24 protein-coding genes are annotated in these 25,474 nt (G+C 62.0%); 7 read left to right on the top strand and 17 right to left on the bottom strand.

Annotated features, from left to right (window positions below):
• Positions 1-93: 93 nt before the first annotated feature.
• From HX814_RS28305 to HX814_RS28295, 3 genes are all read right to left on the bottom strand, one after another.
• Complete coding sequence (locus HX814_RS28305) at positions 94-1,392, bottom strand: FAD-binding oxidoreductase (RefSeq protein WP_177009866.1); 1,299 nt, start codon at positions 1,390-1,392, stop codon at positions 94-96.
• A complete protein-coding gene (locus HX814_RS28300) occupies positions 1,389-2,477 on the bottom strand; it encodes a polyamine ABC transporter substrate-binding protein (protein ID WP_003219153.1) in 1,089 nt (362 codons plus the stop codon). Before HX814_RS28300 ends, HX814_RS28305 begins: the two co-directional genes overlap by 4 nt.
• Positions 2,478-2,626: 149 nt before the next feature.
• Positions 2,627-3,985 (bottom strand): glutamine synthetase family protein, encoded by a 1,359-nt coding sequence (locus HX814_RS28295; RefSeq protein WP_003219154.1) that lies wholly within the window; start codon positions 3,983-3,985, stop codon positions 2,627-2,629.
• Between the two features lie 140 nt (positions 3,986-4,125).
• On the opposite strand from HX814_RS28295, the gene HX814_RS28290 reads away from it, so the two are divergent.
• The gene (locus HX814_RS28290) at positions 4,126-5,043 is read left to right on the top strand and encodes a helix-turn-helix domain-containing protein (RefSeq protein WP_177009867.1); all 918 of its coding nucleotides are present in this window, start codon (positions 4,126-4,128) and stop codon (positions 5,041-5,043) included.
• Between the two features lie 105 nt (positions 5,044-5,148).
• Here HX814_RS28290 and HX814_RS28285 read toward each other — a convergent pair whose 3' ends face one another.
• The 3 genes from HX814_RS28285 to HX814_RS28275 are packed head-to-tail and all read right to left on the bottom strand — an operon-like array spanning position 5,149 to position 8,279.
• Positions 5,149-6,246 carry an acetoin dehydrogenase dihydrolipoyllysine-residue acetyltransferase subunit gene (locus HX814_RS28285; RefSeq protein ID WP_177009868.1) on the bottom strand — a complete coding sequence of 366 codons (1,098 nt, stop codon included), beginning with the start codon at positions 6,244-6,246 and terminating at the stop codon, positions 5,149-5,151.
• Positions 6,243-7,262: an alpha-ketoacid dehydrogenase subunit beta gene (locus tag HX814_RS28280; protein WP_003219158.1), complete on the bottom strand. Its 1,020-nt coding sequence runs from the start codon at positions 7,260-7,262 to the stop codon at positions 6,243-6,245. The genes HX814_RS28285 and HX814_RS28280 overlap by 4 nt, the downstream gene beginning before the upstream one ends.
• Positions 7,263-7,301: 39 nt before the next feature.
• Complete coding sequence (locus HX814_RS28275; protein ID WP_003219159.1) at positions 7,302-8,279, bottom strand: thiamine pyrophosphate-dependent dehydrogenase E1 component subunit alpha; 978 nt, start codon at positions 8,277-8,279, stop codon at positions 7,302-7,304.
• A 310-nt stretch (positions 8,280-8,589) separates the two neighbouring features.
• Between HX814_RS28275 and HX814_RS28270 the strand changes: the two genes are divergently transcribed.
• Positions 8,590-10,455, top strand: a complete 1,866-nt coding sequence (locus HX814_RS28270; protein WP_177009869.1) for a sigma-54-dependent Fis family transcriptional regulator — start codon at positions 8,590-8,592, stop codon at positions 10,453-10,455.
• A 133-nt stretch (positions 10,456-10,588) separates the two neighbouring features.
• Here the strand turns inward: HX814_RS28270 and HX814_RS28265 are convergent, their stop codons facing one another.
• Positions 10,589-11,368, bottom strand: coding sequence for an acetoin reductase (locus HX814_RS28265; protein ID WP_177009870.1), 780 nt, complete (start codon positions 11,366-11,368; stop codon positions 10,589-10,591).
• Positions 11,369-11,558: 190 nt separating this feature from the next.
• On the opposite strand from HX814_RS28265, the gene HX814_RS28260 reads away from it, so the two are divergent.
• Positions 11,559-13,721, top strand: a complete 2,163-nt coding sequence (locus HX814_RS28260; protein WP_177009871.1) for a TonB-dependent siderophore receptor — start codon at positions 11,559-11,561, stop codon at positions 13,719-13,721.
• On the opposite strand, the gene HX814_RS28255 is transcribed toward HX814_RS28260, so the two are convergent.
• Positions 13,711-14,841, bottom strand: a complete 1,131-nt coding sequence (locus tag HX814_RS28255) for an MFS transporter (RefSeq protein WP_003219178.1) — start codon at positions 14,839-14,841, stop codon at positions 13,711-13,713. The two genes, HX814_RS28260 and HX814_RS28255, sit on opposite strands and share 11 nt — an antisense overlap.
• Before the next feature lie 99 nt (positions 14,842-14,940).
• Here HX814_RS28255 and HX814_RS28250 point away from each other — a divergent pair, with 99 nt between their 5' ends.
• Positions 14,941-15,705, top strand: coding sequence for a helix-turn-helix transcriptional regulator (locus HX814_RS28250; RefSeq protein ID WP_177009872.1), 765 nt, complete (start codon positions 14,941-14,943; stop codon positions 15,703-15,705).
• Positions 15,706-15,903: 198 nt separating this feature from the next.
• Here the strand turns inward: HX814_RS28250 and HX814_RS28245 are convergent, their stop codons facing one another.
• Complete coding sequence (locus tag HX814_RS28245) at positions 15,904-16,341, bottom strand: carboxymuconolactone decarboxylase family protein (RefSeq protein ID WP_177009873.1); 438 nt, start codon at positions 16,339-16,341, stop codon at positions 15,904-15,906.
• Between the two features lie 111 nt (positions 16,342-16,452).
• Positions 16,453-17,490 (bottom strand): AraC family transcriptional regulator, encoded by a 1,038-nt coding sequence (locus HX814_RS28240; protein ID WP_102368645.1) that lies wholly within the window; start codon positions 17,488-17,490, stop codon positions 16,453-16,455.
• Positions 17,491-17,693: 203 nt separating this feature from the next.
• Between HX814_RS28240 and HX814_RS28235 the strand changes: the two genes are divergently transcribed.
• Entirely contained in the window at positions 17,694-18,635 is a 942-nt protein-coding gene (locus HX814_RS28235; protein WP_003219185.1) for a transporter, read from the top strand.
• A gap of 127 nt (positions 18,636-18,762) precedes the next feature.
• On the opposite strand, the gene HX814_RS28230 is transcribed toward HX814_RS28235, so the two are convergent.
• From HX814_RS28230 to HX814_RS28210, 5 genes are all read right to left on the bottom strand, one after another.
• Positions 18,763-19,971 carry a DSD1 family PLP-dependent enzyme gene (locus tag HX814_RS28230; RefSeq protein WP_177009877.1) on the bottom strand — a complete coding sequence of 403 codons (1,209 nt, stop codon included), beginning with the start codon at positions 19,969-19,971 and terminating at the stop codon, positions 18,763-18,765.
• Positions 19,972-20,030: 59 nt separating this feature from the next.
• Positions 20,031-21,359 (bottom strand): D-arabinono-1,4-lactone oxidase, encoded by a 1,329-nt coding sequence (locus HX814_RS28225; RefSeq protein WP_177009878.1) that lies wholly within the window; start codon positions 21,357-21,359, stop codon positions 20,031-20,033.
• 77 nt (positions 21,360-21,436) lie between these two features.
• A complete protein-coding gene (locus HX814_RS28220; RefSeq protein ID WP_177009874.1) occupies positions 21,437-21,805 on the bottom strand; it encodes a cytochrome c5 family protein in 369 nt (122 codons plus the stop codon).
• Between the two features lie 233 nt (positions 21,806-22,038).
• The gene (locus tag HX814_RS28215) at positions 22,039-22,791 is read right to left on the bottom strand and encodes an outer membrane beta-barrel protein (protein WP_003210885.1); all 753 of its coding nucleotides are present in this window, start codon (positions 22,789-22,791) and stop codon (positions 22,039-22,041) included.
• A 123-nt stretch (positions 22,792-22,914) separates the two neighbouring features.
• A complete protein-coding gene (locus tag HX814_RS28210) occupies positions 22,915-23,745 on the bottom strand; it encodes an arylamine N-acetyltransferase (protein ID WP_177009875.1) in 831 nt (276 codons plus the stop codon).
• 158 nt (positions 23,746-23,903) lie between these two features.
• Here HX814_RS28210 and HX814_RS28205 point away from each other — a divergent pair, with 158 nt between their 5' ends.
• Positions 23,904-24,149 carry a DUF6555 family protein gene (locus HX814_RS28205; protein WP_023658994.1) on the top strand — a complete coding sequence of 82 codons (246 nt, stop codon included), beginning with the start codon at positions 23,904-23,906 and terminating at the stop codon, positions 24,147-24,149.
• 35 nt (positions 24,150-24,184) lie between these two features.
• Here the strand turns inward: HX814_RS28205 and HX814_RS28200 are convergent, their stop codons facing one another.
• Entirely contained in the window at positions 24,185-24,379 is a 195-nt protein-coding gene (locus HX814_RS28200; RefSeq protein ID WP_003210890.1) for a DUF6021 family protein, read from the bottom strand.
• 24 nt (positions 24,380-24,403) lie between these two features.
• Positions 24,404-24,577 carry a hypothetical protein gene (locus tag HX814_RS28195; RefSeq protein ID WP_173883076.1) on the bottom strand — a complete coding sequence of 58 codons (174 nt, stop codon included), beginning with the start codon at positions 24,575-24,577 and terminating at the stop codon, positions 24,404-24,406.
• Positions 24,578-24,730: 153 nt separating this feature from the next.
• Here HX814_RS28195 and HX814_RS28190 point away from each other — a divergent pair, with 153 nt between their 5' ends.
• Complete coding sequence (locus tag HX814_RS28190; RefSeq protein WP_177009876.1) at positions 24,731-25,252, top strand: DUF3087 family protein; 522 nt, start codon at positions 24,731-24,733, stop codon at positions 25,250-25,252.
• Positions 25,253-25,474: the final 222 nt, after the last annotated feature.

Below are 25,474 nucleotides of genomic sequence, written 5' to 3'. Positions count from 1 at the left end.
TTTGGTTACTTTGCCGCTTTTTGCAAAGTGACTCGCTGTAAGAGCGAAACCCTAGGTGGCCGTTACCGAAGAAACGGATATGTACACAATCAATCACCCCACCATCTCCCGAACCCGATACCACAACATCCCCAACGCCAGCAGCGGCGAACGCAACACCTTCCCCCCAGGAAACGTCATATGCGGCACCTGGCTGAAAATATCCAACCCCCGGCTCTGCCCAGCCTGAATCCCCTCAGCCAACAACCGCGCACACCAGTGAGTCACGTTCAACCCATGCCCCGAATACCCCTGGGCATAGAACACATTCGGATGCTGCTTCAGGCGCCCCACCTGGGGAAAGCGATTGGCGGTGATGCCGATCTTCCCCCCCCACTGAAACTCAATCGCGGTATTCGCCAACTGCGGAAAAACCTTGAGCATCTTCGGCCGCATATACCCCGCGATATCCACCGGATCACGCCCCGAATAATGACAAGCCCCCCCAAACAACAACCGCCGATCCGCCGAAAGGCGGTAATAATCCAACCCCACTTTCTGATCACACAACGCCAGGTTCTGCGGAATCAACTGATCAGCCACCCCAACCGACAGCGGCTCGGTCGCAATGATGTAGCTCCCCGCTGGCAGCACCTTGCCACTCAACTTCGGCTCCAATTCCTCCAGATGCGCATTGCACGCCAGCACCAGGTTGCCGGCGCGCACGCTGCCAAACTCGCAACGCACCTGCACCGTGTCGCCATGGATCAACTCCAGCACCGGGCTGTCTTCAAAGATCCGCACCCCAAGGGATTCGGCCACACCAGCCTCCCCCAGCACCAGGTTCAACGGGTGCAGATGCCCGGAGCCCATGTCCACCAGGCCACCCGCATACAAGCCTGAGCCAACCACCTGCGCCATATCCTGCGATGCCACCAACCGCGTTTCAGGCGCATACCCCAAGGCAGCCAGGCTCTCCAGCTCCCCCTGAAACGCCGCAAACTGCGCCGGCGTATTCGCCAACTCGCAAAACCCCCAGCGCAAATCACAGTCAATCCCGTGCTCGCGAATCCGCTCGCCCACCAGCGCCACCGAATCGATCCCGGCCTGCTGCAGGTAACGCACACCCTCCTCTCCCACGTACCTGGCAAAGCCCGAGACGTCATGCCCAATCCCGCGAATCAGCTGCCCGCCATTGCGCCCGCTGGCGCCCCAGCCAATCCGCCGGGCCTCCAGCAGGATCACCGACAGCCCGCGCTGGGCCAGTTCGATGGCGGTATTGACCCCGGTGAACCCACCGCCGATCACACACACATCGGCGGTCAGGTCAGCCCCCAGCGCTGGGCGCCGGGGCATGGTGTTGGCCGAAGCCAGGTAATAGGAACGAGCGTGGTCGGAGGAGGAACGGTTCATTTGTTGGTCTTCACTTTGCTCCAGGACCGCGTCATCAAGCGCATGACGGCGGGCGTCGGGGTGGTGGAAATGTAGAGTTTGTCGAGCACTTCCTGGGACGGGTAGATCTCGGGGTTGTTCACCAGCTCGGGGGCCATGAAGGCCTTGGCCGCCGGGTTCGGGTTGGCGTAGCCGACGCTGGCGCTGACCTTGGCGATCACTTCAGGGTCCAGCAAGTAGTTGATGAAGGCGTGGGCGGCTTTCGGGTTGGCGGCGTCCGCCGGGATGGCCAGCAGGTCGAACCACAGGTTGCTGCCTTCCTTGGGGATCGAGTAGGCGATGTTCACGCCGTTCTTGGCTTCCTTGGCGCGGTTGGCCGCCTGGAACACGTCGCCGGAATAACCGAAGGCGACGCAGATATCACCGTTGGCCAGGTCCGAGATGTACTTGGAGGAATGGAAATAAGTGATGTACGGCCGCAGGGTCAGCAGCTTGGCCTCGGCCTGTTTGTAGTCTTCGGGATTCTCGCTGCGCGGGTCCTTGCCCATGTAGTTGAGGATCGCCGGGAACAGTTCATCCGCCGAGTCGAGGAACGCGACGCCGCACTCGTGGAGCTTCTTGATGTTCTCCGGTTCAAACAGCACGGCCCACGAGTCGATATGGTCGATGCCCAACACCTGCTTGACCTTGTCCACGTTATAGCCGATGCCGTTGGTGCCCCACAGGTACGGCACCGAATGCTCGTTGCCCGGGTCGTTTTTCTCCAGCAGCTTGAGCAGCTTGGGGTCGAGGTTCTTGAAGTTGGGCAGCTGCGAACGGTCCAGCTTGAGGAACGCGCCGGCCTTTACCTGGCGCGCCAGGAAGTGGTTGGACGGCACCACCACATCGTAGCCGGTACGGCCGGCGAGCAGTTTGCCTTCCAGGGTTTCGTTGGAGTCGAACACGTCGTAGATCACCTTGATCCCGGTCTTGGCCTGGAAGTCGGCCAAGGTGGTCTCACCGATGTAGTCGGTCCAGTTGTACACACTGACCGTCTGCGCGGCGTGGCCCGCGCTGCTGAACAATGCCGCCAAGGCCAGCGGGAGAAGCTTTTTCACCAGACGCATATCGACACCCCTTTGCTTGATTGATTTTTATGTATTCATCCAGCCATTCTGCCCGTAGCAGCTGTCGAGCCTTGGCGAGGCTGCGTAGCGATGTATCGGACACAATTGCGGTGGGCCCGACGCAGCCTCGCTAAGCTACGGACGAGTCGTCAGACGCTCAGCAGCAGGAACTCACGTTCCCAGGAGCTGATCACCCGCTTGAAGTTCTCGTGTTCGGCGCGCTTGACCGCGACGTAGCCGCGCACAAACTTGTCCCCCAGGTACTGCTTGACGGTGTCGCACTCTTCCATGCGCGCCAGGGCGTCTTCGATGGTGATCGGCAGCCTCAGGTTGCGGCGCTCGTAGGCGCGGCCTTCCACCGGGGCGCTGGGCTCGACCTTTTCGATCATGCCGAGGTAGCCGCACAGCAGGCTGGCGGCGATGGCCAGGTACGGGTTGGCGTCGGCGCCCGGCAGACGGTTTTCCACGCGCATGGCGTCGGGGCTGGAACTCGGTACACGCAGGCCAACGGTGCGGTTTTCTTCGCCCCACTCGACGTTGACCGGTGCCGAGGTGTCCGGCAGGAAGCGGCGGAACGAGTTGACGTTAGGCGCAAACATCGGCAGCAGCTTGGGGATGTACTTCTGCAGGCCGCCGATGTGGTTGAGGAACAGCTGGCTCTTGTTGCCGTGTTCATCGACAAACACCTGTTTGCCGGTGGCGATCTCCACCACGCTCTGGTGCAGGTGCATGGCGCTGCCGGGCTCGTCGGCCACCGGTTTGGCCATGAAGGTGGCCGCCACGTTGTGCTTGAGTGCAGCCTCGCGCAGGGTGCGTTTGAACACGGTGATCTGGTCGGCCAGGTCCAGGGCGTCGCCGTGGCGGAAGTTGATTTCCATCTGCGCCGGGCCGTCTTCATGGATCAGCGTGTCGAGGTCCAGGCCCTGGGCTTCGCACCAGTCGTAGACGTCTTCGAACAGCGGGTCGAACTCGTTGGCAGCGTCGATGGAGAACGACTGACGGCCACTTTCGGCGCGACCGGAACGGCCCAGTGGGGTCTTCAGCGGCAGGTCCGGGTCTTCGCAGCGCTGGGTCAGGTAGAACTCCATCTCCGGCGCGACAATCGGCTGCCAGCCCTGGTCGGTATAGAGTTGCAGGACCTTTTTCAGCACGTTGCGCGGCGACAGTTCGATGGGGTTGCCCTGCTTGTCGAAGGTGTCGTGGATCACGATGGCGGTGGGCTCGATGGCCCATGGCACCACGTAGGTGGCGTTGGACACCGGGCGGCAGATCATGTCGATGTCGGCCGGGTCCAGCAGGTCGTAGTAGATATCGTCGTCGACAAAGTCCCCGGTTACCGTTTGCAGCAACACACTTTCCGGCAGGCGCATGCCTCGCTCATGCAGGAACTTGTTGGTGGGCGAAATCTTGCCGCGTGCGATGCCAGTCAAATCACTGATCACGCATTCGACTTCGGTAATCTTGTGTTCTTTCAGCCAGGCGGACAGCTGATCGAAGGGGGCGTTCATAAGGACCTCGTCATGGGTTGGATGCTGCGCCGCGGGCTTCCCTCGCGGCGCATTGAGGTCTATCTTGGGCCAGCCGTCCAACGGCATCTATCCACTTTGCGCCAACCACAACGCACCAATAGAGTGCGCCCAGGTTACCCATGACACAGGCAACAGCTTTGCGCGTACAGGCCTTCACCACCGGTGATGTGGCCGCTCAATGCAGTGCGACACCCGGTTGGGTGCAGCAGTACCAGCAGATGTCCCCGGGGCATTTTGCCGGGCAGATCCGCTATCTCGACCTGCAAGGTGTCGAGGTGTACGAAGAGCGGATGAACACCCGGGTGGAGCAGAACTTCAACGCGCCGCCGGGTTCCCTGGCGTTCTGTTTCGATGGCAGCGACAACGCGCTGTACGTGCTCAATGGCGAAAGCCGCAACACCTGGATCACCCCGGAAAACTACCGCGAAGTGGCAGTGGTGTTCGGGCCGCAGTTTGTCCAGCGCCATGGTCTGGATGTGGCGAAGCTGGAGGGGTTGTTCATGGCCCCGCTCAACTCCCTGCAAAACCCGTTGTTCAGCCGCTGGCTCAGCGGCACGCTGACGCGGCTGTCGGCGACGCTGGACCTGCCGAGTCGTGATGCCCTCACGCAACAGTTGCTCGACGATTGCCTGTTCATCCTCGACAACGCCTGCGTGTGCCTCGACAAGGGCTCATTGCAGCGGCGCACCGAGGAGCGAATCATCATGGCGCGCATTGGCGAATGGGCGGCGGATGTGCCGGATGAAACCGTCAACCTGCTGCAACTGGCGCGCATTGCCGGGGTGCCGTTGCGCCAGTTGCAGCACGGGTTCAAGACGTATACCGGGATGAGCCCGGCGCAGTGGTTGCGGTTGCGCCGGTTGAACAGTGCACGGCGGGAGTTGTTGAGCCCGCCGTCAGTGGACACCACCGTGGCGGAGGTGGCGATGAATTGGTCGTTCTGGCATTTGGGGCGTTTTTCCAACAGTTATCGGGCGTTGTTTCAGGAGTTGCCCAGCGAGACCCTGAAGCGCCACCAAAAACACCGCTGGTCTTGAAGATCGTTCCCACGCTCCGCGTGGGAATGCATCCTGTGACGCTCCGCGTCACCCTCGGGACGCGGAGCGTCCAAGGCGGCATTCCCACGCGGAGCGTGGGAACGATCAGGTCCGAAGAAACGCCAGCATCAACTGATTCACCCGCTCCGCTGCCTCCAACTGCACCATATGCCCCTGCCCCGGCAGTATCTCCACCTGAGCCTCCAACCCCTGGGCATGGCTCGCCGGAATGATTGCGTCCTCACTGCCCCAGATCACCAGGCTCGGCTGCTGCCCGACAACGTTGCGTAGATCCACCAACTGCCGACCACCGCTGAACAACGCCCCGGTGATCTGCCGCAACGCCTGCTCCACACCCTCCAGGCGCTTGAACTTGAGCATGTCTTCCAGCATCTGCCGGGTCACCAGCGCCGGATCGCTGAACAGTTGCACCAGTTGCGGCTTGAGTGCATTGCGATTGCTCGCGTCGATAAAACCTTGCAGGTAGTCACTGTTGATCTGCGTACCCAATCCAGCGCTGGCGATCAGGGTCAACGACGCCACACGCTGCGGTGCCACCCGCGCGAGGTTCAGGGAAACCAGCCCGCCCATGGAATGCCCGGCGAGGTGTACCCGGTCAACCTTCAGATAATCCAGCAGTGCCAATATCGCCTGGCTCAGCTCTTCAAGCTCGCCCGTTTGCAGGTACTTGCCCGACTCGCCATGCCCCGGCAAATCCAGGGCGATCACCCGCCGCTCAGCCGCGAGCACCGGGTGATTGAACAGCCAGTTATTCAGGTCGCCACCAAAGCCGTGCACCAGCACCAGCGGTGTGCCGCCCTCCCCGAGGTCCAGATAGCGCAGCAGGCGCCCGCCCACCTCGACCTTCTGTGCCGATGGCCCGCTGGCTTCAGCCTCGGCGGCACTGGAAACGAACCCCGCCTGGAACGCCTCGATCACCCCATCAATCTCGGCCTCGCTGGCCTCGCCTTCCACCACGATTGCCAGCAATGCCCCCACGGGCAATGTCTCATCGCTCTGGGCCAACACCCGCCGCAGCACCCCGCTGAAGGGTGCCTCGACACTGCTGGAAATCTTGTCGGTCTCGACATCCAGCACTTCTTCACCCTTCTCCACCGGGTCGCCCGGCTGCTTGAGCCAGACATCAACCCGGCCCTCGGTCATCGACAGCCCCCACTTGGGCATGGTCAGTGTATGGATCATGCGGCATTCCTCTTGTCGGCGATCTTCAGCACCGCAGCTTCGATCTTCGCCGCGTTGGGGATGTACAGGTCCTCCAGGGCATCGGAGAACGGCACCGGCGTGTGAGGCGCGGTGACCATTTCGATCGGCGCGCGCAGGAAGCCGAATGCCCGTTGCGCCACCAATGCACTGATGTCCGTGGCAATCGAGCAACGTGGGTTGGACTCGTCGATCACCACCAGGCGCCCGGTTTTCTCCACGCTTTCAAGGATGCTGTCTTCGTCCAGCGGGCTGGTGGTGCGCAGGTCCAACACTTCGCAGTCGATACCCTGGCGCGCCAGATTAGCTGCGGCTTCCAGGGCGATGTGCACCATGCGCCCGTAGGTCACCAGGGTTACATCGTTGCCTTCACGCACGTAGTTGGCTTCGCCGAACGGCACGGTGTACAGCTCTTCCGGCACTTCGCCCTGGAGGCTGTAGAGCATTTTGTGTTCGAGGAAAATCACCGGGTCGTTGTCGCGGATCGCCTGGATCAGCATGCCCTTGGCGTCATAGGGCGTGGCCGGGCACACCACCTTGAGCCCGGGAATATGCGTCCACATCGAGGTGAGCATCTGCGAATGCTGGGCCGCCGCACGCAGGCCGGCGCCGTACATGGCGCGCACCACCAGCGGCGTGGTGGTCTTGCCACCGAACATATAGCGAAACTTCGCCGCCTGGTTGAGCAACTGGTCGAGGCAGCAGCCGATAAAGTCGACGAACATCAACTCGCACACCGGGCGCATGCCACGGGTGGCTGCACCGACGGCCATGCCCACATAACCGACCTCGGAAAGTGGCGCGTCGAGCACGCGGTCGGGGAACTCCGGATACAGCCCCTTGGTGACGCCGAGCACGCCGCCCCAGGCGTCCTGTTCACCGGGCGAACCGGTGCCGCCGGACACGTCCTGGCCGATGATGAACACGCTCTGGTCGCGGCGCATTTCCTGGGCCAGGGCTTCGTTGATTGCCTGCTGATAGCTGATTTTTCTAGCCATGATGACTTCTCCACGGATTGTTTTTGTAGTGGGTGGCGGTTAGCGGTAGGCGACGTAGACATCGCTCAGCAGGTCGGCGGCCTGGGGTTTGGGATCGGACTTGGCCAGGCGCACGGCGTCTTCGATCAGCTGCGCGACTTCGGTGTCGATGCGTTCGAACTGAGCCGCGTCGAGCCAGCCTTCGGCGGTGCAGCGCTGGCGAAACAGGCTCAGGCAGTCGCCGGTTTCCCGCAGGTTTTTCACTTCGTCCGGGCCGCGATAGGTTTGCGCATCGCCTTCGAAGTGGCCGTAGAAACGGCTCAGTTTGACCTCCACCAGCGTCGGCCCTTTACCGCTGCGGGCACGCTCTACCGCAACGCCGAGGGCGGCGTGCACGGCAAAAAAGTCGTTGCCGTCGACAATCACCCCCGGCATGCCAAAACCCACGGCGCGCTCGGCAATGTCCTTGCAGGCCACCGACCAGCCGGACCCGGTGGCTTCGGCATAACCGTTGTTCTCGGCCACGAACAGGCACGGCAGGTTCATGATCGAGGCCAGGTTCATCGCTTCGAACACCGCCCCCTCGTTGGAGCCGCCGTCGCCGAAAAACGCGACCGCCACACCCGCGCTGCCCTTGAGCTTGGCCGCCAGGGCCGCACCGGCCGCCAGCGGCGCCCCGGCACCCACAATGCCGTTGGCGCCGAGCATGCCCTTCTCCTGGTCGGCGATGTGCATGGAGCCGCCCTTGCCGCCGCACACCCCGGTTTTCTTGCCGTAGATCTCGGCCATCATGCCGAACACGTCCACACCCTTGGCGATGCAATGGCCGTGGCCACGGTGGTTGGACGCGATGCAATCTTCATCGTTGAGGTGGGCCATGACCCCGGCGGCGCTGGCCTCCTGGCCGGCATACAAATGCACGAAACCGGGAATCTCGCCGGTGGCGAATTCCACGTGCAGGCGTTCTTCGAAATCACGGATGGTGCGCATCACGGTGTAGGCATGGAGCAGTTGATCGGTGGACAGGTGAGTGGACATCTTGTTGTTCTCCAGGTTGTCTCGACACACAAAAGGCTGGATCAGGCCAGCTGCAAGGCACTCAGCACGGCCTGTGCCAATCCGCTGGAAAACCCGGGAAAGCCTTGACCCAGAGCAGTTGCCTGGAAGCGTGGACGTGCCACTGTGGACCGTTCAATGAGACGCGCCGTTGCAACCTGCCCGCAGCGTCTCAGGCGCAATGAGACGCTGCGTCTCACCTCGGGCAGTTGGTCAGGCCGGCCTTGTTCCTCCCGGCCCATGGGCGCTTAATGGCGGGCATAACAACAAGGATCGAGAACCGGAGGCTTCCATGCTCGCCGTGAACTCCAAGGACCATGTCGACTGTGTCAGCCGCGTGGTACGCAACGCCGACCGCCTGCCCCAGGCTCCGGTGCCGTCGCTGATTTTTGATTCCTGGCGCCGCTCCATGGAGCAGCACCACCTCGACCCCGGTTCCCTGCAAGGGCCGCGCATCCTCACCAGCACCCTGCTCAAGGAATGCCGCGAACGCGCCGAGCTGTTCATGCGCATCGCCAGTGAGGAAGTCGGGCAGATTCACAACCGGGTGCGCCACGCCGATTACTGCGTGATGCTCACCGACGCCCAGGGCCAGACCATCGACCACCGCGTGGACGCCGGCATTCGCAACGACTGCCGCAAGGCCGGCCTGTACCTCGGCACCTGCTGGTCGGAAGCCGAGGAAGGCACCTGCGGCGTGGCCACGGTGCTGACCAGCAAGGCCGCGGTCACCGTGCACAAGCGCGACCACTTTCGTGCGGCGTTTATCGGCCTGACCTGCTCTGCCGCACCCATCTTTGATCCCCAGGGCAACCTGCTGGGCGTGATGGACGCCTCAGCCCTGAAATCGCCGGATGACCGGCGCAGCCAGCACCTGGTGCGGCAGATGGTGGCGCAAAGCGCGCGGGCCATCGAGAACGCGTTTTTCATGCACAGCGCCCGGCAACATTGGGTGTTGCAGGCCCACAGCACGCCCGGTTACGTCGACAGCCAGCCGGACATGCTGCTGGCGTGGGACCAGGATGGGCGGCTGCAAGCCTTGAACAGCAAGGCGCGGCAGGCCCTGAGGTTGCGCTTCGGGCAATTGCCGGAGCATATCGGCGAAGTGTTTGACCTGGACGCGTTGCGCGCCGTGACCGATCAATCGACGCAGCAGTTGCATTGGCTCGGCGAGCCGGGGGCGTTGCAGGTACGGGTCAGCGCGCCGCGGCGTAAGGCTGCACGTACGACGGTGTCTTCGAGTCATCAGGTAGACCCGCGAGTAGAAGAACATCTGCGCCTGGCCGTGCGGGTCAAGGACCGCAACCTGCCGGTGCTGGTCCAGGGCGAAACCGGCGCCGGCAAGGAAGTGTTTGCCCGCCAGTTGCATGAACGCAGTGCCCGTCGCGACGGCCCCTTTGTGGCGGTGAACTGCGCGGCGATCCCGGAAAACCTGATCGAGAGCGAACTGTTCGGCTACGTGGCCGGAGCATTTACCGGTGCCTCCAGCAAGGGCATGACCGGGCTGCTGTTGCAGGCCGATGGCGGCACGTTGTTTCTCGACGAGATCGGCGACATGCCGCTGGCGTTGCAGACGCGACTGCTGCGGGTAATGGCCGAAGGTGAAGTGGCGCCGCTGGGCGGGGCAAAAACCCGGGCGGTGGATATCCAGGTGATCTGCGCCAGCCATCGGGACTTGGCGGCGCTGGTGAGTGCTGGAAGCTTTCGCGAGGATTTGTATTTCCGGTTGGGCTGTGCGCGGTTCTGTGTGCCGCCATTGCGCGAGCGCATGGACAAACTGGCATTGATCAATCGGCTTCTGGAGCAGGAGGCGCGGCACAGCGGTGTTGCGGTCGGGATCGCGGCAGCGGCGCTGGAGTCGCTGCTGGGTTATGCCTGGCCGGGGAATGTGCGGCAACTGCGGCATGTGTTGGCGTATGCGTGTGCGGTGTGCGATGGCGGGACGATTCAATTGGCGGATTTGCCGGTGGAAGTTCGTGGTGACGCGGTTGCGGTGAAAACATCGGAAAGCGTGAGTCCTGAGCGGCAGTTGGTGCTGGACGCACTGATTCGGCATCGATGGAAGCCGCTGGCGGCGGCGCAGGCGTTGGGGATTTCCAGGGCGACCTTGTATCGACGGGTTAACCAACTGGGTATCGACATGCCCGGCAAGCACTGACCCAACACGGTCAAAAATGTGGGAGCGGGCTTGCTCGCGAAGGCGGTGTACCAGTCAACATTTCCGGTGACTGACACTCCGCCTTCGCGAGCAAGCCCGCTCCCACATTTTTTGACCGAGTGATTCCGCCAGCTCAGCGGTACAGAATCCCGCCATCAATCAACGGCGATTGCCCGGTCATGTAATCCGAATCCGGCCCCGCCAGGTACGACACCAGCCCCGCTACATCCTCCGGCGTTTCCGCCCGGCCCAACGCAATCCCGTCCACATACTTCTTGTACGTCGCCCCCACCTCGGCGCCGGTAATCTCGGCCATGCGCTTGTCGATCTCGACCCACATGTCGGTGCCCACCACACCCGGGCAGTAGGCGTTGACGGTAATCCCGTCACTGGCCAGTTCCCTCGCCGCGGCCTGGGTCAGCGCACGCACGGCAAACTTGGTGGCCGAGTACACCCCCAGCAACGCAAAGCCTTCATGGCCGGCAATCGAGCAGGCATTGATGATCTTGCCCTTCTGCTTCAGCGCCTTGAATTTCTTGCCCGCGGCCTGGATGCCCCAGAGTGTGCCCTGCACGTTAATGCGCAGCGTGCGGTCGACCTGTTCCGGGGTTACGTCCAGCAGTGCGTCAATCTGTGCGACACCGGCGTTGTTGATGATGATGTCGAAGCCGCCCAGGGTCTGGTGGGCATGGTCCACCGCCGCGACCACTTGCTCCAGCTTCGAGACATCGGCGACATACACCGAGGCCTTGCGCCCCAGTGCAACCACCTCGGCCGCCACCGCTTCAATCTTCGCGCTGTTGATGTCCACCAACGCTATGTCGGCGCCGTCCCGCGCCAGGCGCAGGGCGATGGCCCGGCCGATGCCCTGCCCGGCGCCGGTCACCAGTGCAACTTTTCCAGCGATACTCATGACGATCTCCTTCAAAGGTGAGAGAAGCCTTGTCTATCGCAGTTGCCAGGGGCCGCTGTCGAGCAGCAGCAGGATTGATCTGCGGGCTGAGACGGGTCGTCTCAAAGCGAACCATTCTCGAAAACTTGTAAAACGCCGCCGTTATGCCTAGCTTATGCGCCCTCCGCTCTGCGCTCTCAGGCCTTCCCCCATGGTTTTGCGTCTTCGCCCCGCTGCCCCTTCACGTTTTGCCCTCGGCCTGTTGCTCAGCGCAGGTATTGGAAGCAGCCAGGCGGCTGATATCGAGCTGCCGGAGGTGAAGGTCCAGGGCCAGGATGAATCCGGCTACAACACCGACACCGCGTCGGTGGGCGCTTTCAATGAGGCGCCGTTGCTCGACACGCCGGCCTCGATCGCGGTGTTCAACGAGTCGTTGATCAAGGACCAGCAGGCGCGCTTGCTCAGCGAAGTGCTGCGCAATGACGCCTCGGTGGGCGACAGCTATGCGCCCATCGGCTACTACGAAAACTTCGTGGTGCGCGGTTTCTCGCTGAATGCCGCCAGCAGCTACAAGATCAATGGCCGCACCATCACCGGCGAGCAGAACGTTGCCCTGGAGAACAAGCAGCGTGTGGAGCTGCTCAAGGGATTGTCGGGTATGCAAAGCGGGATTTCCGAGCCCAGCGGCGTGATCAATTACGTGACCAAGCGCCCGGAGGATGTGCGCTCGGTGACGGTGTCCACCGATGATCGCGGCAGTGGTTACCTGGCCACCGACGTGGGCGGCTGGTTTGGCAGCGAGCAGCAGTTCGGCCTGCGCGCCAACGTGGCCCATGAAGACCTGCATTCCTACGTCGAACATGCCAATGGCCACCGGGATTTCCTGTCCCTGGCGTTCGACTGGAACATCAGCCCCGACGCGGTATTGCAGCTGGATGCCGAGTATCAGAACAAGCAACAGCGCTCGGTGCCGGGTTATCAGTTGCTGGGCGGGACCGAGGTGCCGCACCACGCGTCGCCGAAAAAACTGCTGGGGCATCAGAGCGGTGCGAATCAGGTAGGGATTGATTCGCTGAACCTCAACGGCAAGTTTGAATATCGCTTCAGTGACCAGTGGAAAGGCAGCGTCAGCGCGGCGCGCAGCAAGGTGGTGATTGATGATTACAGTTCGTTTGCGTGGGGCTGCTACGGGTCCGCGAGCTGTGCCGGGGCCAAGGTACCGAACTACTTCAGCCCGGAAGGCAACTACGATATCTATGACTTCCGCAGCCCTGATGACACCCGGCGCGATGATGAAATCCAGGCCGCGATGACCGGGTTGTTCAATACCGGTGGCCTGGGGCATGAGTTGACGTTTGGCAGCAGTGCGTTTCGGCGAGTGGTGGACAAGCGCGAATCGGTCAACGAGATGATTGGCTCCGGCAATATCAATCAGGACCCGGAAAACTTCGCGCCCACCGATAAGCCCCTGAACGATAGTCATCGCAACCTCGACAGCCGCCAATACGGCCTGTTCGTCACCGACCGCATCAGCTTCAACGAGCAATGGCAGACCATCGTGGGCGGCCGCGAAGTGCGCCTGGACGAAAAGGCTTTCGATGATCAGGGCAACGAGTCGCGCCACACCCGGCAGTATGTGTTCCTGCCCCAGGCGGCGCTGATCTACAAACCGATTGAAAACCTGTCGCTCTACACCAGCTACAGCAAAGGCCTGTCCCTGGGCGGTACCGCGCCGTGGTTTGCCCTGAATAAAGATGAAACCCTCGCCCCGACAGTTTCCCGCCAGATCGAAGCCGGGGTGAAATACGACTGGCGCCGCATCAGCTTTGCCGCCGCGATCTTCCAGACTCGCCAGGCCTATCAGTACGCCAGGCCGGACGCCGCCGGCGACTACACCTACGTGCAACAGGGCGAGCAGAAAAACACCGGCCTGGAATTGTCCGCCAACGGCTGGGCCACCCAGCGCTTGCAGATCGCCGCCAGCGTCGCGGCCATCCGTGCACGGGTGACGGGCAGCGGCACGCCGGAATACGAAGGCCATCAGGCGATCAACGTGCCGAAACTGCGGGCCAGTCTGTACGCCGACTACGCCCTGCCCTGGGTCGACGGCCTGGCGCTGCTCGGCGGCGTGCAATACAGCGCCAACAAGTACGCCAATCGCACCGGTGATGTGGAAGTGGGCGACTACGCCATCGTCAACGTCGGCAGCCGCTACACCACCAAACTCGATGGCTATGAAACGGTGTTTCGCCTGAGCGTCGACAACCTGTTCGACAAGCGTTACTGGCGCGATGCCGGCGAATACATGGGCGATGACTACCTGTTCCAGGGTGCGCCGTTGACGGCGCGCTTGAGTGCCACGGTCAATTTCTGACGGTACGCGGGATCGCCAGGCATAGCGCCGCCAAGGCGCACACCAACAGGGTCCAGCCCAACTGCTGGACCCAGGCTGCCAGGGTCAACCCCACCCCGATCACCAGGTAATACAGCAAACCGAACAAGGCACCGGCGGTGCCAAGGCGGTCGCGATAAGCCGTGAGTGCCGCCCCCAGGACATTGGGAATCGCCATGCCGAAGGCCATGACCACCAACAGCATCGGCAACACGAACAGCCAACGGTCCTGTAACAGCACCACCAGCACGCTGCCCACTAACATCACGCCACCGGCTGCCAGCACCAGCTGTTCGCTGCCGGCCCCGCGCTTGAGCAACCCCTTGTTGAGCCAGGCCCCAAGCCCCGAGCCCAACGCCAGCAGGACGCCGCTGTAGCCGAACTGCTCGGCAGACAACCCCAGGCGCTGGAACACAAACGGCCCCAGGCTGTAATAGCTGAACAGCGCGATATTGAAGACCGCGACCAGCCCCACCGAACGCCACAGCGCCGCATCCTTGAGCATCAGGCCCAGGGTGCCGCGCAACGACGCTGTGGGCAGCGAGGCCGGGCGGGTTTCCGGCAAGGCCCACAGGCACCAGGCCAATAACGTCAGCGCCAGCAGCAACAAGCCTGTGAGCACCCCGCGATAGCCAAAGTGCTGCACCAGGCCCGCGCCAGTGAACAGGCCAATGGCGGGGCTGGCCGCCAGGGCAATGCCCACGACTGAAAACACCTGCGCCAGCCCGGCACCGCTGAAGCGGTCGCGCAGCACGGTTTGCGTCACCACCGACCCCACCGCCGCACCAAACGCCGCCACCGCCTGGGCCAGCAACAGGCCGTTGAACGAACGCACGCCCAAGGCCAGCGCTGTGGCCGCGCCATAAAGGGCCAACCCGGCCAGCATCACCGGGCGCCGGCCGAAGCGGTCACACAAGCGTCCCCACACCACGACCCCGAACGCGAAGGCCAGAAAGTACACCGACAAGGTCTGCCCCGCCGCCTCGGGCCCTACCGCAAACGCCTGGCCGATATCCGCCAGCGCAGGGCTATACAGGGTTTGTGCGATTTGCGGGAACATCAGCAGCGCCACCGCCAGCACCAGCAAGTTTTTCAACATCATCCAGACGCTCTTCACGAGTAAACAGGCCAGGGAGTCTAAACAGCGGCAGCTGGCGTATTATCCAGACTTCGACACCTTATCAATGAAATCGGACATCCCATGGCATGGCTGGCGGCGCAGACACCTTTCGATCCCGACCGCTTCGACGCGCCCGTGGTGGGCATCGCCGCCCTGCTGGGTGATCACGACTCCGGTGTACATCAGCATCAGCGCGGGCAATTGCTGTTCACCCAACAGGGCTGCACGCGCATTACCCTGGCCAACCAACTGTGCCTGTTGCCGCCCACTCGGGCAGCGTGGATTCCCGGCGGTGTGCCGCACCGGGCAGTGATGCAACAGACCGTGGATTACCGTTCGGTGTATGTCAGCCCGGCATTGGCCGGGCAGTTGCCGGCACAAGTGCGGGTGATTGAGGTGAGTGCGCTGCTGCGGGCGGTGCTGGAGCCCATGGCAATGGCGGCGTTCGACACCGATTGGCAACAGGGCAAATACGCGCATTTGCTGGCGCTGTGCCTGAGTGAAATCCGCGAGGCAGTCGAGCAACCGCTGCTGCTGCCCCTGCCCACGGACAAACGCCTGGCGCCGTTATTGCAGAACCTCGACGCGCTGCCACCGGAGCTGCAAGCCTTGCAACGCCAGGTGGCCGCCAGCGGCAAAACCATCGGCCGGATCTTCCAGCGGGAAACCGGCATGGGCTATCAGCAATGGCGCCAGCAGTGGCGCCTGATGCGCGCCATCGAGTTGCTCGCCACCGGGCGCAGTCTCGGGTACTGCGCCTTTGAGTTGGGCTTTGCCAGTGACAGTGCGCTGATCGCCTTCTTCAAGGCCATGACCGGCGCCACGCCACGGGGTTACTTCAAGTGAATGCCGACTGGCTGTAACCCGGTGGTAGATCGGCTTCATTGATCGTTCCCGCGCTCTGCGTGGGAATGCATCCCGTGACGCTCCGCGTCACCCGTACGCAAGACTTGAGCCTTGCATCGCCCGCTGGACGCAGAGCGTCCGGGGCGGCATTCCCACGCAGAGCGCGGGAACGATCAGTCATCCCGGCGTCTTGTCGGGTTATTTAGGCATCTTGCGAAAACCCACCGCCAGACGGTTCCAGCTGTTGATGGTGGCGATCGCCACGCTCAGGTCGACTTGCTCTTGCGGGCTGAAGTGGGCGGCCAGTTCGGTGAAGTCCTCATCCGGTGCGTGGGTCTGACTCAGCAGGGTCAGGCTTTCGGCCCAGGCCAGCGCGGCGCGTTCACGGGGGGTGAAGAACGGCGTTTCACGCCAGGCCGACACGGTGTACAGGCGGCGCTCGGTCTCGCCCCCCTTGCGGGCGTCGGCGGTGTGCATGTCGAGGCAGAAGGCGCAGCCGTTGATCTGCGACACACGCAGGCGCACCAGTTCCAGCAGCGGCAGTTCGATGGACAGTTTGCCGACGGCAGCCTCCAGGGCCAGCATGGCTTTCATGGCATCCGGGGAGGCGGTGTAGAAGTCGGTACGAGCTTGCATGGTGATACTCCAGAACAGTGGGGATTGGTGTCTAGAGTAGTGACGAGGGGGCATTGGACAAATAGCCAATCCGGGGAAAGATCAGGTAGCCAATGGGGCCAATCCTGACGATCACCCCGGCCCTGCGCCTTCACCGCGAAACGCACTGGGGCTCAGCCCGGTCCAGCGCTTGAACGCCCGCCGAAAACTGCGCACATCGCTGTAGCCAACTTCCTCGGTGATCCGTTCGATGGACAACCCCGGGTTGCTCAACAACCCCATGGTCCTTGCCCTGCGCACCTGTTCCAGCAAGCCCTCGAACGTCAGCCCATGCTCGGTCAGGCGCCGGCGCAAGGTACGCCCGCTCATGTTCAAGTCACTGGCGACCTTTTCCAGCTGGCTGCCCTGCAAATCCCGGGAAATCGCGCGCTCCACCGCCTGGATCAAATCCATTTTCTGATGCAGTTGCGCGCTTTCCAGTTCCAGCAGTTCCAGGGCCTGGCGCAAGGCCAGGGCATGGTGATTGGGCAGCCGCACATCCAGCCAGTGGCTGGCCAGGACCATGCGGTTATGCAGGCAGCCAAAACGCACATCCGCACCCAACAGCTGGTGATAGTCAGCGACATAGGTGGGCGCGGCGTGGATAAATTCGACCCGCAGCGGCATGAAGCCCTCGCCCACCAGGGCGCGGCCATACACCATCAGGCTGGCGAAAAACTCCTCGGCGGCAAACACCTGCACCTCGGCGTAGGGCAGCAGGCATTCGATATCGACGAAAACTTCCTGGGGGCCTTCATGGGTGCGCGAGGTGGCGATACCACCGGAGGTGTGCTGATGACGTTCCCCGATGGCAAACGCATCGCGCAACGTCTTGCACAGTGAAATCACATGGCCGAGCAGGCCCAGGGTGCCGAGTACGTTCTGATGGCCTACCCACAGGCCCAGCCCCTGGTCGGGCAACACCTTGAGTGCACGCTGGATCATCGCTACCGCCTGGCGATAGGAAATGCGCTGGGCCGGGTCGTCCAGGTCGGCCAGGGTGAATCCCAGGCCACGGCACAGGTGCTCGGCGCTCGCGCCTTTTTGCGCGACCACTTGGCCGAGGGTTTGCAACAGAAATGGCGAGACCAGGGCCAGATCATAGTGCGGATCAACGGCTTTCCTTTGCATGGATCTTCGATTCCCGACTGAGTGCTTCAGTTCTTGTTTTGGAAACATCCTGACAATCATAGGCTCTTGCAAGAACTGCTGCACTCTGGATGAAAGCTGTCCGCCAAAGTCCCCCTATGTGGCCGCCAATACCCTGCCCCGCCGGGCGCCGAGGGCTTATTTCTATAGGCAGCGTCGTCCTGATAATAATAATGAGCCCAGACATGAACACGACCCGTGCGTTTTACCCCGTGCAACTCGCCCTGTTGACCCTCATCAGCCTGCCGGCCCTGGCCACCGAAGGCGGCGTCGACAACATCGGCCCCGGCACCGATGGCTTCTACATCCTGCCGCTGGACGTCAACAACCTGCCCGACCACATGTTCGCCTTCAACATCTATTACAACCATTACGAAGCCAGGAAGCTCGATATCAGCTCGTTGGGTGGCAAGGTGCCGGACGTGAAGATCAAGTCCGACGCGATCATCCCGCGCCTGGATTACCTCAGCCCGTTGCGGGTATTCGGCGGGCGCCTGGGCGGCTACATCGCCCAGCCGTACCTGAAGCAACAGGTGTCGCTGTTCGGCATGTCCGACACCCGGGAAAGCATGGGCGACACCACCGTGGCGCCGATCATCCTCTGGGACCTGGGCAAGAACCTGACAGTGGGCACCGCCCTGGAAATCACCCTGCCCACCGGCGAATACGACGCCACGCGCCTGGCCAATACCAGCAACAATTTCTACACCTACAAACCGTTGGTGTCGGCGACCTGGATGCCCAACGAGCGCACTGAGCTGTCGATCAAGACCACCTACAGCTTCAACAAGGAAAACCCCGACACCCATTACCGGTCGGGGCAGATTTTTCACTTCGACTACTCGGCCAGCTACAAGGTGACGGATAACCTCAGCCTTGGGCTCAACGGCTACTACCTCAAGCAGACCACCGACGATAAGCAATACGGGCATACCGTGGTGAACATCTATGGCGAAGATGTGGATGACGGGGTCAAGGGCCAGGTGTTTGCGATCGGTCCGGCGGTGTATTTCACCTTCCTCAAGTATGCGAGTGCCGAGGTGCGCTGGGCCAAGGAGTTTGATGTGCAGAACCGGCCGGAAGGCGACATGTTGTGGGCGAAGTTGACGATTCCGTTTGCCCTGTAAACCCGACAAAAACTGTAGGAGCGAGCTTGCTCGCGAAAAACGTCAACGATAACGCGGGCTGTCTAGATGAACGCGTCGTCCTCGGGTTTTTCGCGAGCAAGCTTGCTCCTACAGTGGGACGGCGTTGTCAGGTGTAGACCGGCCAGGTATCGACGATTTTCCCGCCCCGTACTGCCAGCAAATCGCCGAACTGCAGCAGCACAAACTCACTCTGGGTCGGGCGCAGAAACACCTGGTCTTCCACGTTCAGCCCCACCTTGGGCGAACCATTGACCATCTCCTGATTGGAGCTGCGCCCATACAGGTCATTGCTCTGCAACCCCCTGGGCGATTCAAACTCCGCCATCCAGTTGCCCCCATAAATAAAGAACGTGGCGCGCTGATTCGCATCCCACCACGAGAACAACCGCGACTTGCCGTCCAGCGCCGGAATGTCCACCGGCCCGGTGCTTTTCAACACGGGCGTTGCGATATAGGCCGCCGGCACATGCTCGCTCAGCGACGGCAAGTCATAGTGCGTCGGCTTGAGCAACGCCGTGCCCACCGACACCTCGCTGCTGAGCTTCTCCTGCTCGTGAATGCGATAGCTCGGGCTGCCTGCCGTATTCAACGTCAGCCCGTCGCGCCACAGCGGCGCAAAGTGCTGGCGGGTGTAATCCACATAGCCGTTGTAGCGCTGCATGACTTTGTCGAACAGGTCCTGGGGCGAGCCGAGAATCCCCGGCACGCCCATGCCCACGAACGGGTCGTAGCCCATGAACCCGCTGAATTCCAGCTGCTGCGGATGCGCGCTGATCATCGTCAGCATCTGCCCCAGCACCGCGTTGTCGCTGATGCCGCCGCGATGCAGGCCCACATCCAGCTCGATATTGACCCGCAGTTTGGTGCCCAGCCCCTGGGCCAGCGCCAGGTATTGTTGCAGGCGCTCGGGCGTGTCCAGCAGCCATTGCAGCTGGCGGGACGGGTCGAACGGGCCCTTGTGGGTTTGGTAAAACAACTCGGCGGAACGCACCGGCAACGGCTTGCCCAGCAGGATGTCGGCGTCGGGAAACACCTGGGCGTCGTGATTCAGAAATGGCTGGTGAAACGACATCAGGCGCTGGGTGCCGGCACGCTTGGCGATGTACGCCAGCAGCCCCGGCGACGGCAGGGATTTCTCCACCAGCCGCAGGTGTTTGCCGCCGCGCTGCACCGACTGCATCACCACGTCGATGTTGTGGTCCAGGCGATCGAGGTCGATCAGCATCACCGGGCGCATCGGCCCATGGGCCTTGAGTTCCTGGTTGAGGCTGCGGAAATACTCGGTGTAAGGGCTGCCGCGGTCGCCCGGCCTCAGCAAGATGGCACCACCCACCAGCAACACGCCGGTGCCGAGCATGAAATGTCTGCGGTTCATCAGGCCACTCCCAGAATAGACGACAGGTGCGCATTGAGGAATTTGCCGCTGGGGTCCAGCTCGCGGCGCACTCGGGTAAATTCCTCCCAGCGCGGATACAGCGGCTGCAAAGTGCGCGCATTGAGGGTGTGCAACTTGCCCCAGTGCGGGCGACCGGCGTATTTCCAGAAGATCGGTTCTACGGCGGCGAAGAAGTTGTGGTGGTCCATGGTGTAGTGCTGGTGCACGGAAATCGAACAGCTGTCGCGGCCCTCGAACATGCTCAGCGGAATGTCATCGGCCTTGACGTAGCGGTACTCGATGGGAAACCAGGTGCGCAGGTCCTTGTCGTTGATCAGCTTGAGGATTTCCCGCAGGCATGCCGGTCCGTGCTCGGCGGGCACCGAATATTCCATCTCGTTGAAACGCACGTTTCGCACGTTGGCGTACACCTGGAACGACTCGGCCACGCGGTCATCGAAGCTGGCAAAAAAGCGCAGGCTGTTGAGCAAGGTACGCCGGGCCTCAGGGAAATCGCTGCCGTATTTGTCGAGTTTCTCGATGATCGACACAAACTCGTTGCCGCCCGCCTCCGCCGGGTCGATGGGCGGGGTTTCGGGGTCGGTGGTTTCGTTCAGGGCGATGGACAGGGCGTAGTCGGAATGGGTCACCACGAGCATTTCCCAGTGCTGGTTTTCCCGGGTGTTCTTTGCCACGTCCTCCAGCAGTTCTTCAGTCTTGGCGATCCACTGGCGCTCCCGCAGGCGGTACGGTGCGCGGTTTTGCAGGCGGACCTGGGTGGCCACGCCGAGGGCGCCGAGGGACACCCGGGCGGCACTGAACACCTCGGGGTGGCGGTTGGCGTCGCACTCCAGCACCTCACCCTGGGCGGTCACCAGTTGCAGGCCGGTGACGCAACCGGAATATGAGGTGAAGCCCACGCCGGTGCCATGAGTGGAAGTGGAGATCGCCCCGGCTAGGGTCTGGTAGTCGATATCCGCCATGTTCGGCAACGCCTGGCCAACGTCCTTCAACGCCTTTCCCATGCGTGACATCGGCGTACCGGCGGCGAACGTGGCCTGCACGGTTTGCGGGTCGTGATCCAGCAGGCCATTGAAGTAACTCAGGGACAGCAGCGTGCCGTCGGTGGGCACCAGGGCACTGAACGAATGGCCCGAGCCCACCGGCCGCACCTTGCCCGGTGCCTGGCCGATGACCTGCACCAGTTCATCAAGGTTCTTCGGCGCCAGCCGCGCCAGGGGCAGACAGGTTTGCGCCCCCGACCAATTGCGCCAGGGAATCAGCCGCGGTGCCCGGGCCAGCTGGGCCAGCACCGGGTTACTGGTCAATGCCATGAACGCGCCGGCTACCGCGCCGCGCTGCAATAATTCTCGCCGTGAAAGCCCCATCGCCTACCCCGTTATTCTTATTGGATGTGTTGACCCGACATAAAACTGATCAGCCCCAGGAATTGCTCTTCGGAGCACTGCACGCACAGGCCCATCGGCGGCATGCCGTTGTAGCCGTTGATGGTGTGGTCCAGCAGGGTGTCCGGGCCCTGGGCAAGGCGCGGGCTCCAGGCCGGGCCGTCACCGGTCAGCGGCGCACCGGAGGCCGGGTTGGCGTGGCACAGCTTGCAACTGGTGTCGTAGACCTGGGCCAGGGCTGCGTCGCTCGGCATGGCATTGGCCGCCGTGGCACGTTCGGGGGGGTGTTTCGGTTTGTCGCCACAGGCTGTCAGCAGGCAGGTCACGGCCAGCAGCAGACTGATGCGACGGGGGTTGATTGCCCGCATAGCCACCTTCTCTCTTATTGTGTGAAAGCGTGATCCACACTAAGGCAGCCAGGGCGCGGCGTTGAGGGTATTGGGGGACAGAAAGGGGGGCTTGGGCGGACAGGCTTCAGCGGCTGATCGTTCCCACGCTCTGCGTGGGAACGCCGCCTTGGACGCTCTGCGTCCGCGTTGTGACGCAGAGCGTCACGGGATGCATTCCCACGCAGAGCGTGGGAACAATCAGTCAGGCAGATTTAGAAGGCTATACCGACCTTGAACCCGTACTCGTCACGCTTGAGCTTGGTGTTGTCGGCCACGTACGAATCGTCATCGAGCTTGTACTCGGTGCGGGTGTAGTACAGGCCCGCCATCACCGGCAGGTCGCCTTTCTGGTTCATCAGCAGGCTGACTTCGGCGTACGGGTTGGTGCGGTCCTTGAGGTCCACGGTGTCGCTGCCGATGCCGTCGACCTTGAGCTTGGCGCGGCCGTCGATGGTATGGCGGGCGCCCAGTTCAACACGCATGGTCATGTCGTCGAACTGGTGGTTGTAGCCCAGGGCCGCCTTGGCGAACGGCGATTTGTTGGTGAGTTTCATGTCGTAGTCGCCCGAGTCCGGCTCGTAGCGGGTCCAGCTGTAGCCGCCACCCACCAGCACGTCGACGAAGTTGCGCGCATCCAGCGCGGCACGCCAGCCGAGGTCGAGGTCGGCCTGGCCTTCCTTGAGCTTGTTGTCGCTCTTCTCGCCGTACTTGGCTTCGATACCGGCCTGGTAGATAAAGCCGGATTCAGCCGTCAGCTTGTTGCCGAAGTTATAGAACAGGCCGGCTTCAGGCATGTGGTCCTTGTCGCTTTGGCTACCGCCCTCGAGTTTGAAGTCGTTGTAGCTGCCGAGGATCCCGAAGGTGGAAATCGGGTCGGTCGGCGCTGCGGCGAACACCACACCAGGTGCCGCGATCAAGGCCAGGACCGAGGAATTCTTGAGGATCTTTCCGAATAGTTTGGACATCGTTTTACGTCTCCATTGCAGGTGGCAAATTATTCAGGAAACGCTTCGAACCCTCGTTTTGGCGAAAGGTTCGAATTAATTTGCACCTTTTTCGAGGTAAAACGGTTCAGCGAAGGCTCTATATCAAGCGTCTTGGACGGGAGCCAGCAAACGACCGAGAATTGACCGCAACTGCGGATGCGCCGGCAGGCGAATGCCAAAGCTGGCCTGCAACAGGTTCAGCAACTCTTCGACGTCCTCGATTGCACGCTTTTCGCTGGCCCGGTCCAGGTAGTGAATCGCGTACTGCCCGTTGTTCAGCGTGCGGCGAAATCCCGGGCCAATCAGTGCGACTTTCAGCTGGCCGAGGAACGGCGAATCCGGGTGGGTGGAGACGTACCAGTTACCGATCTCGTAGTCGAAGTGTGACTGCACCTGCAGGTCGAACACATATAAGCCGCGCCACTCACCGGCGACCTGCGCCCACAAGGTGTAGCTGCCCTCGTTCAGGCTCAGGCGATAGGGTTCATGGGCGGTGGCCTGGGTGGCATCGGTGTCCAGTTGCAAGGGACTGGTGGGCACCATGCCACCAAAGCCGACATCACTGATGTAACGCACGCCGTCCAGGGTCACCAGGCTCAGCCGATGGGTGCGCGCCGTCAGTGCATCGGGTGGCCCCCCCATCACCACACGGCCGGTAATGCCCCGCGCCTCGAAGCCCAACTCCTGCAACAAGGCCAGGAACAGCTGGTTCAGCTCGTAGCAATAACCACCACGGCCGTCGAACAGGACTTTTTGTTCGACGCTCGGCAAATCGATCGGCACCGGTGCGTGCAGCAGGGTCGACAGGCTTTCAAACGCGAAGGTGCTGACATGGCGCAACTGCAGATCCTGCAGGGTTTGCAGGGTGGGCGGAGGCGGCGTGTCGTAGCCCAGACGTTGCAGGTAGAGGCGGCTGTGGGTCAGCTCTGGCATGACGCAATCCTGGAGTCGGTGGCGAAAGCACCACTAATACCCTGACGGCGGTTATTTGCCAATTGTGGGTTGAATCAAATGCAAGTCCTCAGATGCACAAACTTTCTGAACCTTTCTGAACTGATTTATATCCATTCACTACAAGACAGGGAGGCATCATGAGTACCGCAATGATCTACACCATCCACTACTTGCTACACGGCGAACCAAAAACCTTTGTGGTGCGTGCCGAGGTCATGAACAACGCCGAAGCGTGGCATTGGGCGGCCGTTGACGCCGACATTGCCCACGTGGGGCGGATAGGCCGGCCGGGCCACGAGCGGGTGAAAAAGACCACTCGTCCCTGGGCGGAGAAGTTCGGCATCACCGAGGTGACATGGACAGCCCCGAAACGGCTTGGTTGAGGAATAAAAAGCCCCGCACGACGGCGGGGCTTGTTTCACTTTTTCAGATCACCGAGGGGATCATAGGCCGGCTTCTTGCCGGTTTTTTCTGGCTTGTCCAACGGGGCAATGGCGGGACCTACCGGGTCGACCTGTGGGTCTGCGACGTCCGGGGAATCGGGGTCGAAACCCAATTCGTCCTTGCCGCTGGAATGCTCGGATGAATGCGGGCCGCTTGTACGATTAGTCATAACTACCTCCTTGGCGCGCCGGGTCTACAGCGGGCGGGCCTTGTCGTGCAGGTTTTCCAGGTCTTCCTCGACCTGCTCTTCTTCGTCTTGCCGTTCGGCCGGGTCGTTGGGGCGCAGGGCGTCGTTGTCACGCTCCTCTTCGCCGGGCGTGCGGTCGGGGTTGGGTGTGCCGGGCGACTGTTGCTGGTACCGGGTCATGGTTCACCTCACTTGGGGGTCGGTTGCCTACAGGGGTTAGAGAAATTGCGCTGATCCATCGTTCAACCTGATTACCGTCACTCCGACGGGTGAAGCATGAGAAGATGCTGGCCGGCGTTATAACCCTACTTGTGCCATGGAGACTGACCCTGGATGTTTGAGCTCAAACCGTGCGACCCGATTGTTTTTCGCCAGCAGACGCGACGCAGTACGTTGATAGTCGCGGGGTTGTTTGTGGTGTTGGCGATGGTGCTTTCCAGCCTGGCGGTGATGCTGTTTGGTGAGCCTGGGGGGGATAATTTTCGCTTTAATGTGGGCGGGGTGTTTGCCGGGGTGTTGATTACCGTAGGGCTGGTGCGGGGGCCGTTCTGGAACCAGGCATGGTTCGCGCCGGCGGTGTATGGGTGGCAGCTCAAGCGCAGCCTGATGAGTGTGACTAATGTGATGCACAAGGTGACTGACGGGGTGAAGGCGAATGATCCGGTGGCGATCAAGTTGCTGCGGTTTTATCACCTTGGGTTGATGCAGATGCACGAACTGGACGCCAATTCGAGTTCTCAGGCGCAGTTGGTGCGGGAGGTTGATGAGCATCTGGAGAGGATGCGGGGGTTGGGGATTGAGCCTGACCAGACGCGGTTGGATCCGGGGTGGGTTGAGGCGGTGAAGACTCGCTGATTGGGGGCATATCCGTTATTTGGGTGATGGCTGATATGGGTTCCGCTCTTACAGCGGCTCACTTTTGAAGAGCGCAAAAGTAAGCAAAACGCTCTTGCCCCACCACTCGGCACCTCGCCTAGGCTCGGTGTGCCCTCACTCCGGCTTTGGACCGTGGGCCGCCGCGATGGGCCATCCTTGGCCCAGCGCGGCTAACCCGGCGTCCTGCCGGGTTACCCACGC

Source organism: Pseudomonas sp. C8002, assembly GCF_013385765.1.
Lineage (GTDB): Bacteria > Pseudomonadota > Gammaproteobacteria > Pseudomonadales > Pseudomonadaceae > Aquipseudomonas.
The sequence above is the reverse complement of the archived record's forward strand: the minus strand, read 5'-3'. Positions and strand labels throughout refer to the sequence as shown.

Excerpts from the sequence above, each read along its gene's own strand:
- HX814_RS28305 (WP_177009866.1), bottom strand. The coding sequence starts at position 1,392 with ATGAACCGTTCCTCCTCCGACCACGCTCGTTCCTATTACCTGGCTTCG.
- HX814_RS28300 (WP_003219153.1), bottom strand. The coding sequence starts at position 2,477 with ATGCGTCTGGTGAAAAAGCTTCTCCCGCTGGCCTTGGCGGCATTGTTC.
- HX814_RS28295 (WP_003219154.1), bottom strand. The coding sequence starts at position 3,985 with ATGAACGCCCCCTTCGATCAGCTGTCCGCCTGGCTGAAAGAACACAAG.
- HX814_RS28290 (WP_177009867.1), top strand. The coding sequence starts at position 4,126 with ATGACACAGGCAACAGCTTTGCGCGTACAGGCCTTCACCACCGGTGAT.
- HX814_RS28285 (WP_177009868.1), bottom strand. The coding sequence starts at position 6,246 with ATGATCCATACACTGACCATGCCCAAGTGGGGGCTGTCGATGACCGAG.
- HX814_RS28280 (WP_003219158.1), bottom strand. The coding sequence starts at position 7,262 with ATGGCTAGAAAAATCAGCTATCAGCAGGCAATCAACGAAGCCCTGGCC.
- HX814_RS28275 (WP_003219159.1), bottom strand. The coding sequence starts at position 8,279 with ATGTCCACTCACCTGTCCACCGATCAACTGCTCCATGCCTACACCGTG.
- HX814_RS28270 (WP_177009869.1), top strand. The coding sequence starts at position 8,590 with ATGCTCGCCGTGAACTCCAAGGACCATGTCGACTGTGTCAGCCGCGTG.
- HX814_RS28265 (WP_177009870.1), bottom strand. The coding sequence starts at position 11,368 with ATGAGTATCGCTGGAAAAGTTGCACTGGTGACCGGCGCCGGGCAGGGC.
- HX814_RS28260 (WP_177009871.1), top strand. The coding sequence starts at position 11,559 with ATGGTTTTGCGTCTTCGCCCCGCTGCCCCTTCACGTTTTGCCCTCGGC.
- HX814_RS28255 (WP_003219178.1), bottom strand. The coding sequence starts at position 14,841 with ATGATGTTGAAAAACTTGCTGGTGCTGGCGGTGGCGCTGCTGATGTTC.
- HX814_RS28250 (WP_177009872.1), top strand. The coding sequence starts at position 14,941 with ATGGCATGGCTGGCGGCGCAGACACCTTTCGATCCCGACCGCTTCGAC.
- HX814_RS28245 (WP_177009873.1), bottom strand. The coding sequence starts at position 16,341 with ATGCAAGCTCGTACCGACTTCTACACCGCCTCCCCGGATGCCATGAAA.
- HX814_RS28240 (WP_102368645.1), bottom strand. The coding sequence starts at position 17,490 with ATGCAAAGGAAAGCCGTTGATCCGCACTATGATCTGGCCCTGGTCTCG.
- HX814_RS28235 (WP_003219185.1), top strand. The coding sequence starts at position 17,694 with ATGAACACGACCCGTGCGTTTTACCCCGTGCAACTCGCCCTGTTGACC.
- HX814_RS28220 (WP_177009874.1), bottom strand. The coding sequence starts at position 21,805 with ATGCGGGCAATCAACCCCCGTCGCATCAGTCTGCTGCTGGCCGTGACC.
- HX814_RS28215 (WP_003210885.1), bottom strand. The coding sequence starts at position 22,791 with ATGTCCAAACTATTCGGAAAGATCCTCAAGAATTCCTCGGTCCTGGCC.
- HX814_RS28210 (WP_177009875.1), bottom strand. The coding sequence starts at position 23,745 with ATGCCAGAGCTGACCCACAGCCGCCTCTACCTGCAACGTCTGGGCTAC.
- HX814_RS28205 (WP_023658994.1), top strand. The coding sequence starts at position 23,904 with ATGAGTACCGCAATGATCTACACCATCCACTACTTGCTACACGGCGAA.
- HX814_RS28200 (WP_003210890.1), bottom strand. The coding sequence starts at position 24,379 with ATGACTAATCGTACAAGCGGCCCGCATTCATCCGAGCATTCCAGCGGC.
- HX814_RS28195 (WP_173883076.1), bottom strand. The coding sequence starts at position 24,577 with ATGACCCGGTACCAGCAACAGTCGCCCGGCACACCCAACCCCGACCGC.
- HX814_RS28190 (WP_177009876.1), top strand. The coding sequence starts at position 24,731 with ATGTTTGAGCTCAAACCGTGCGACCCGATTGTTTTTCGCCAGCAGACG.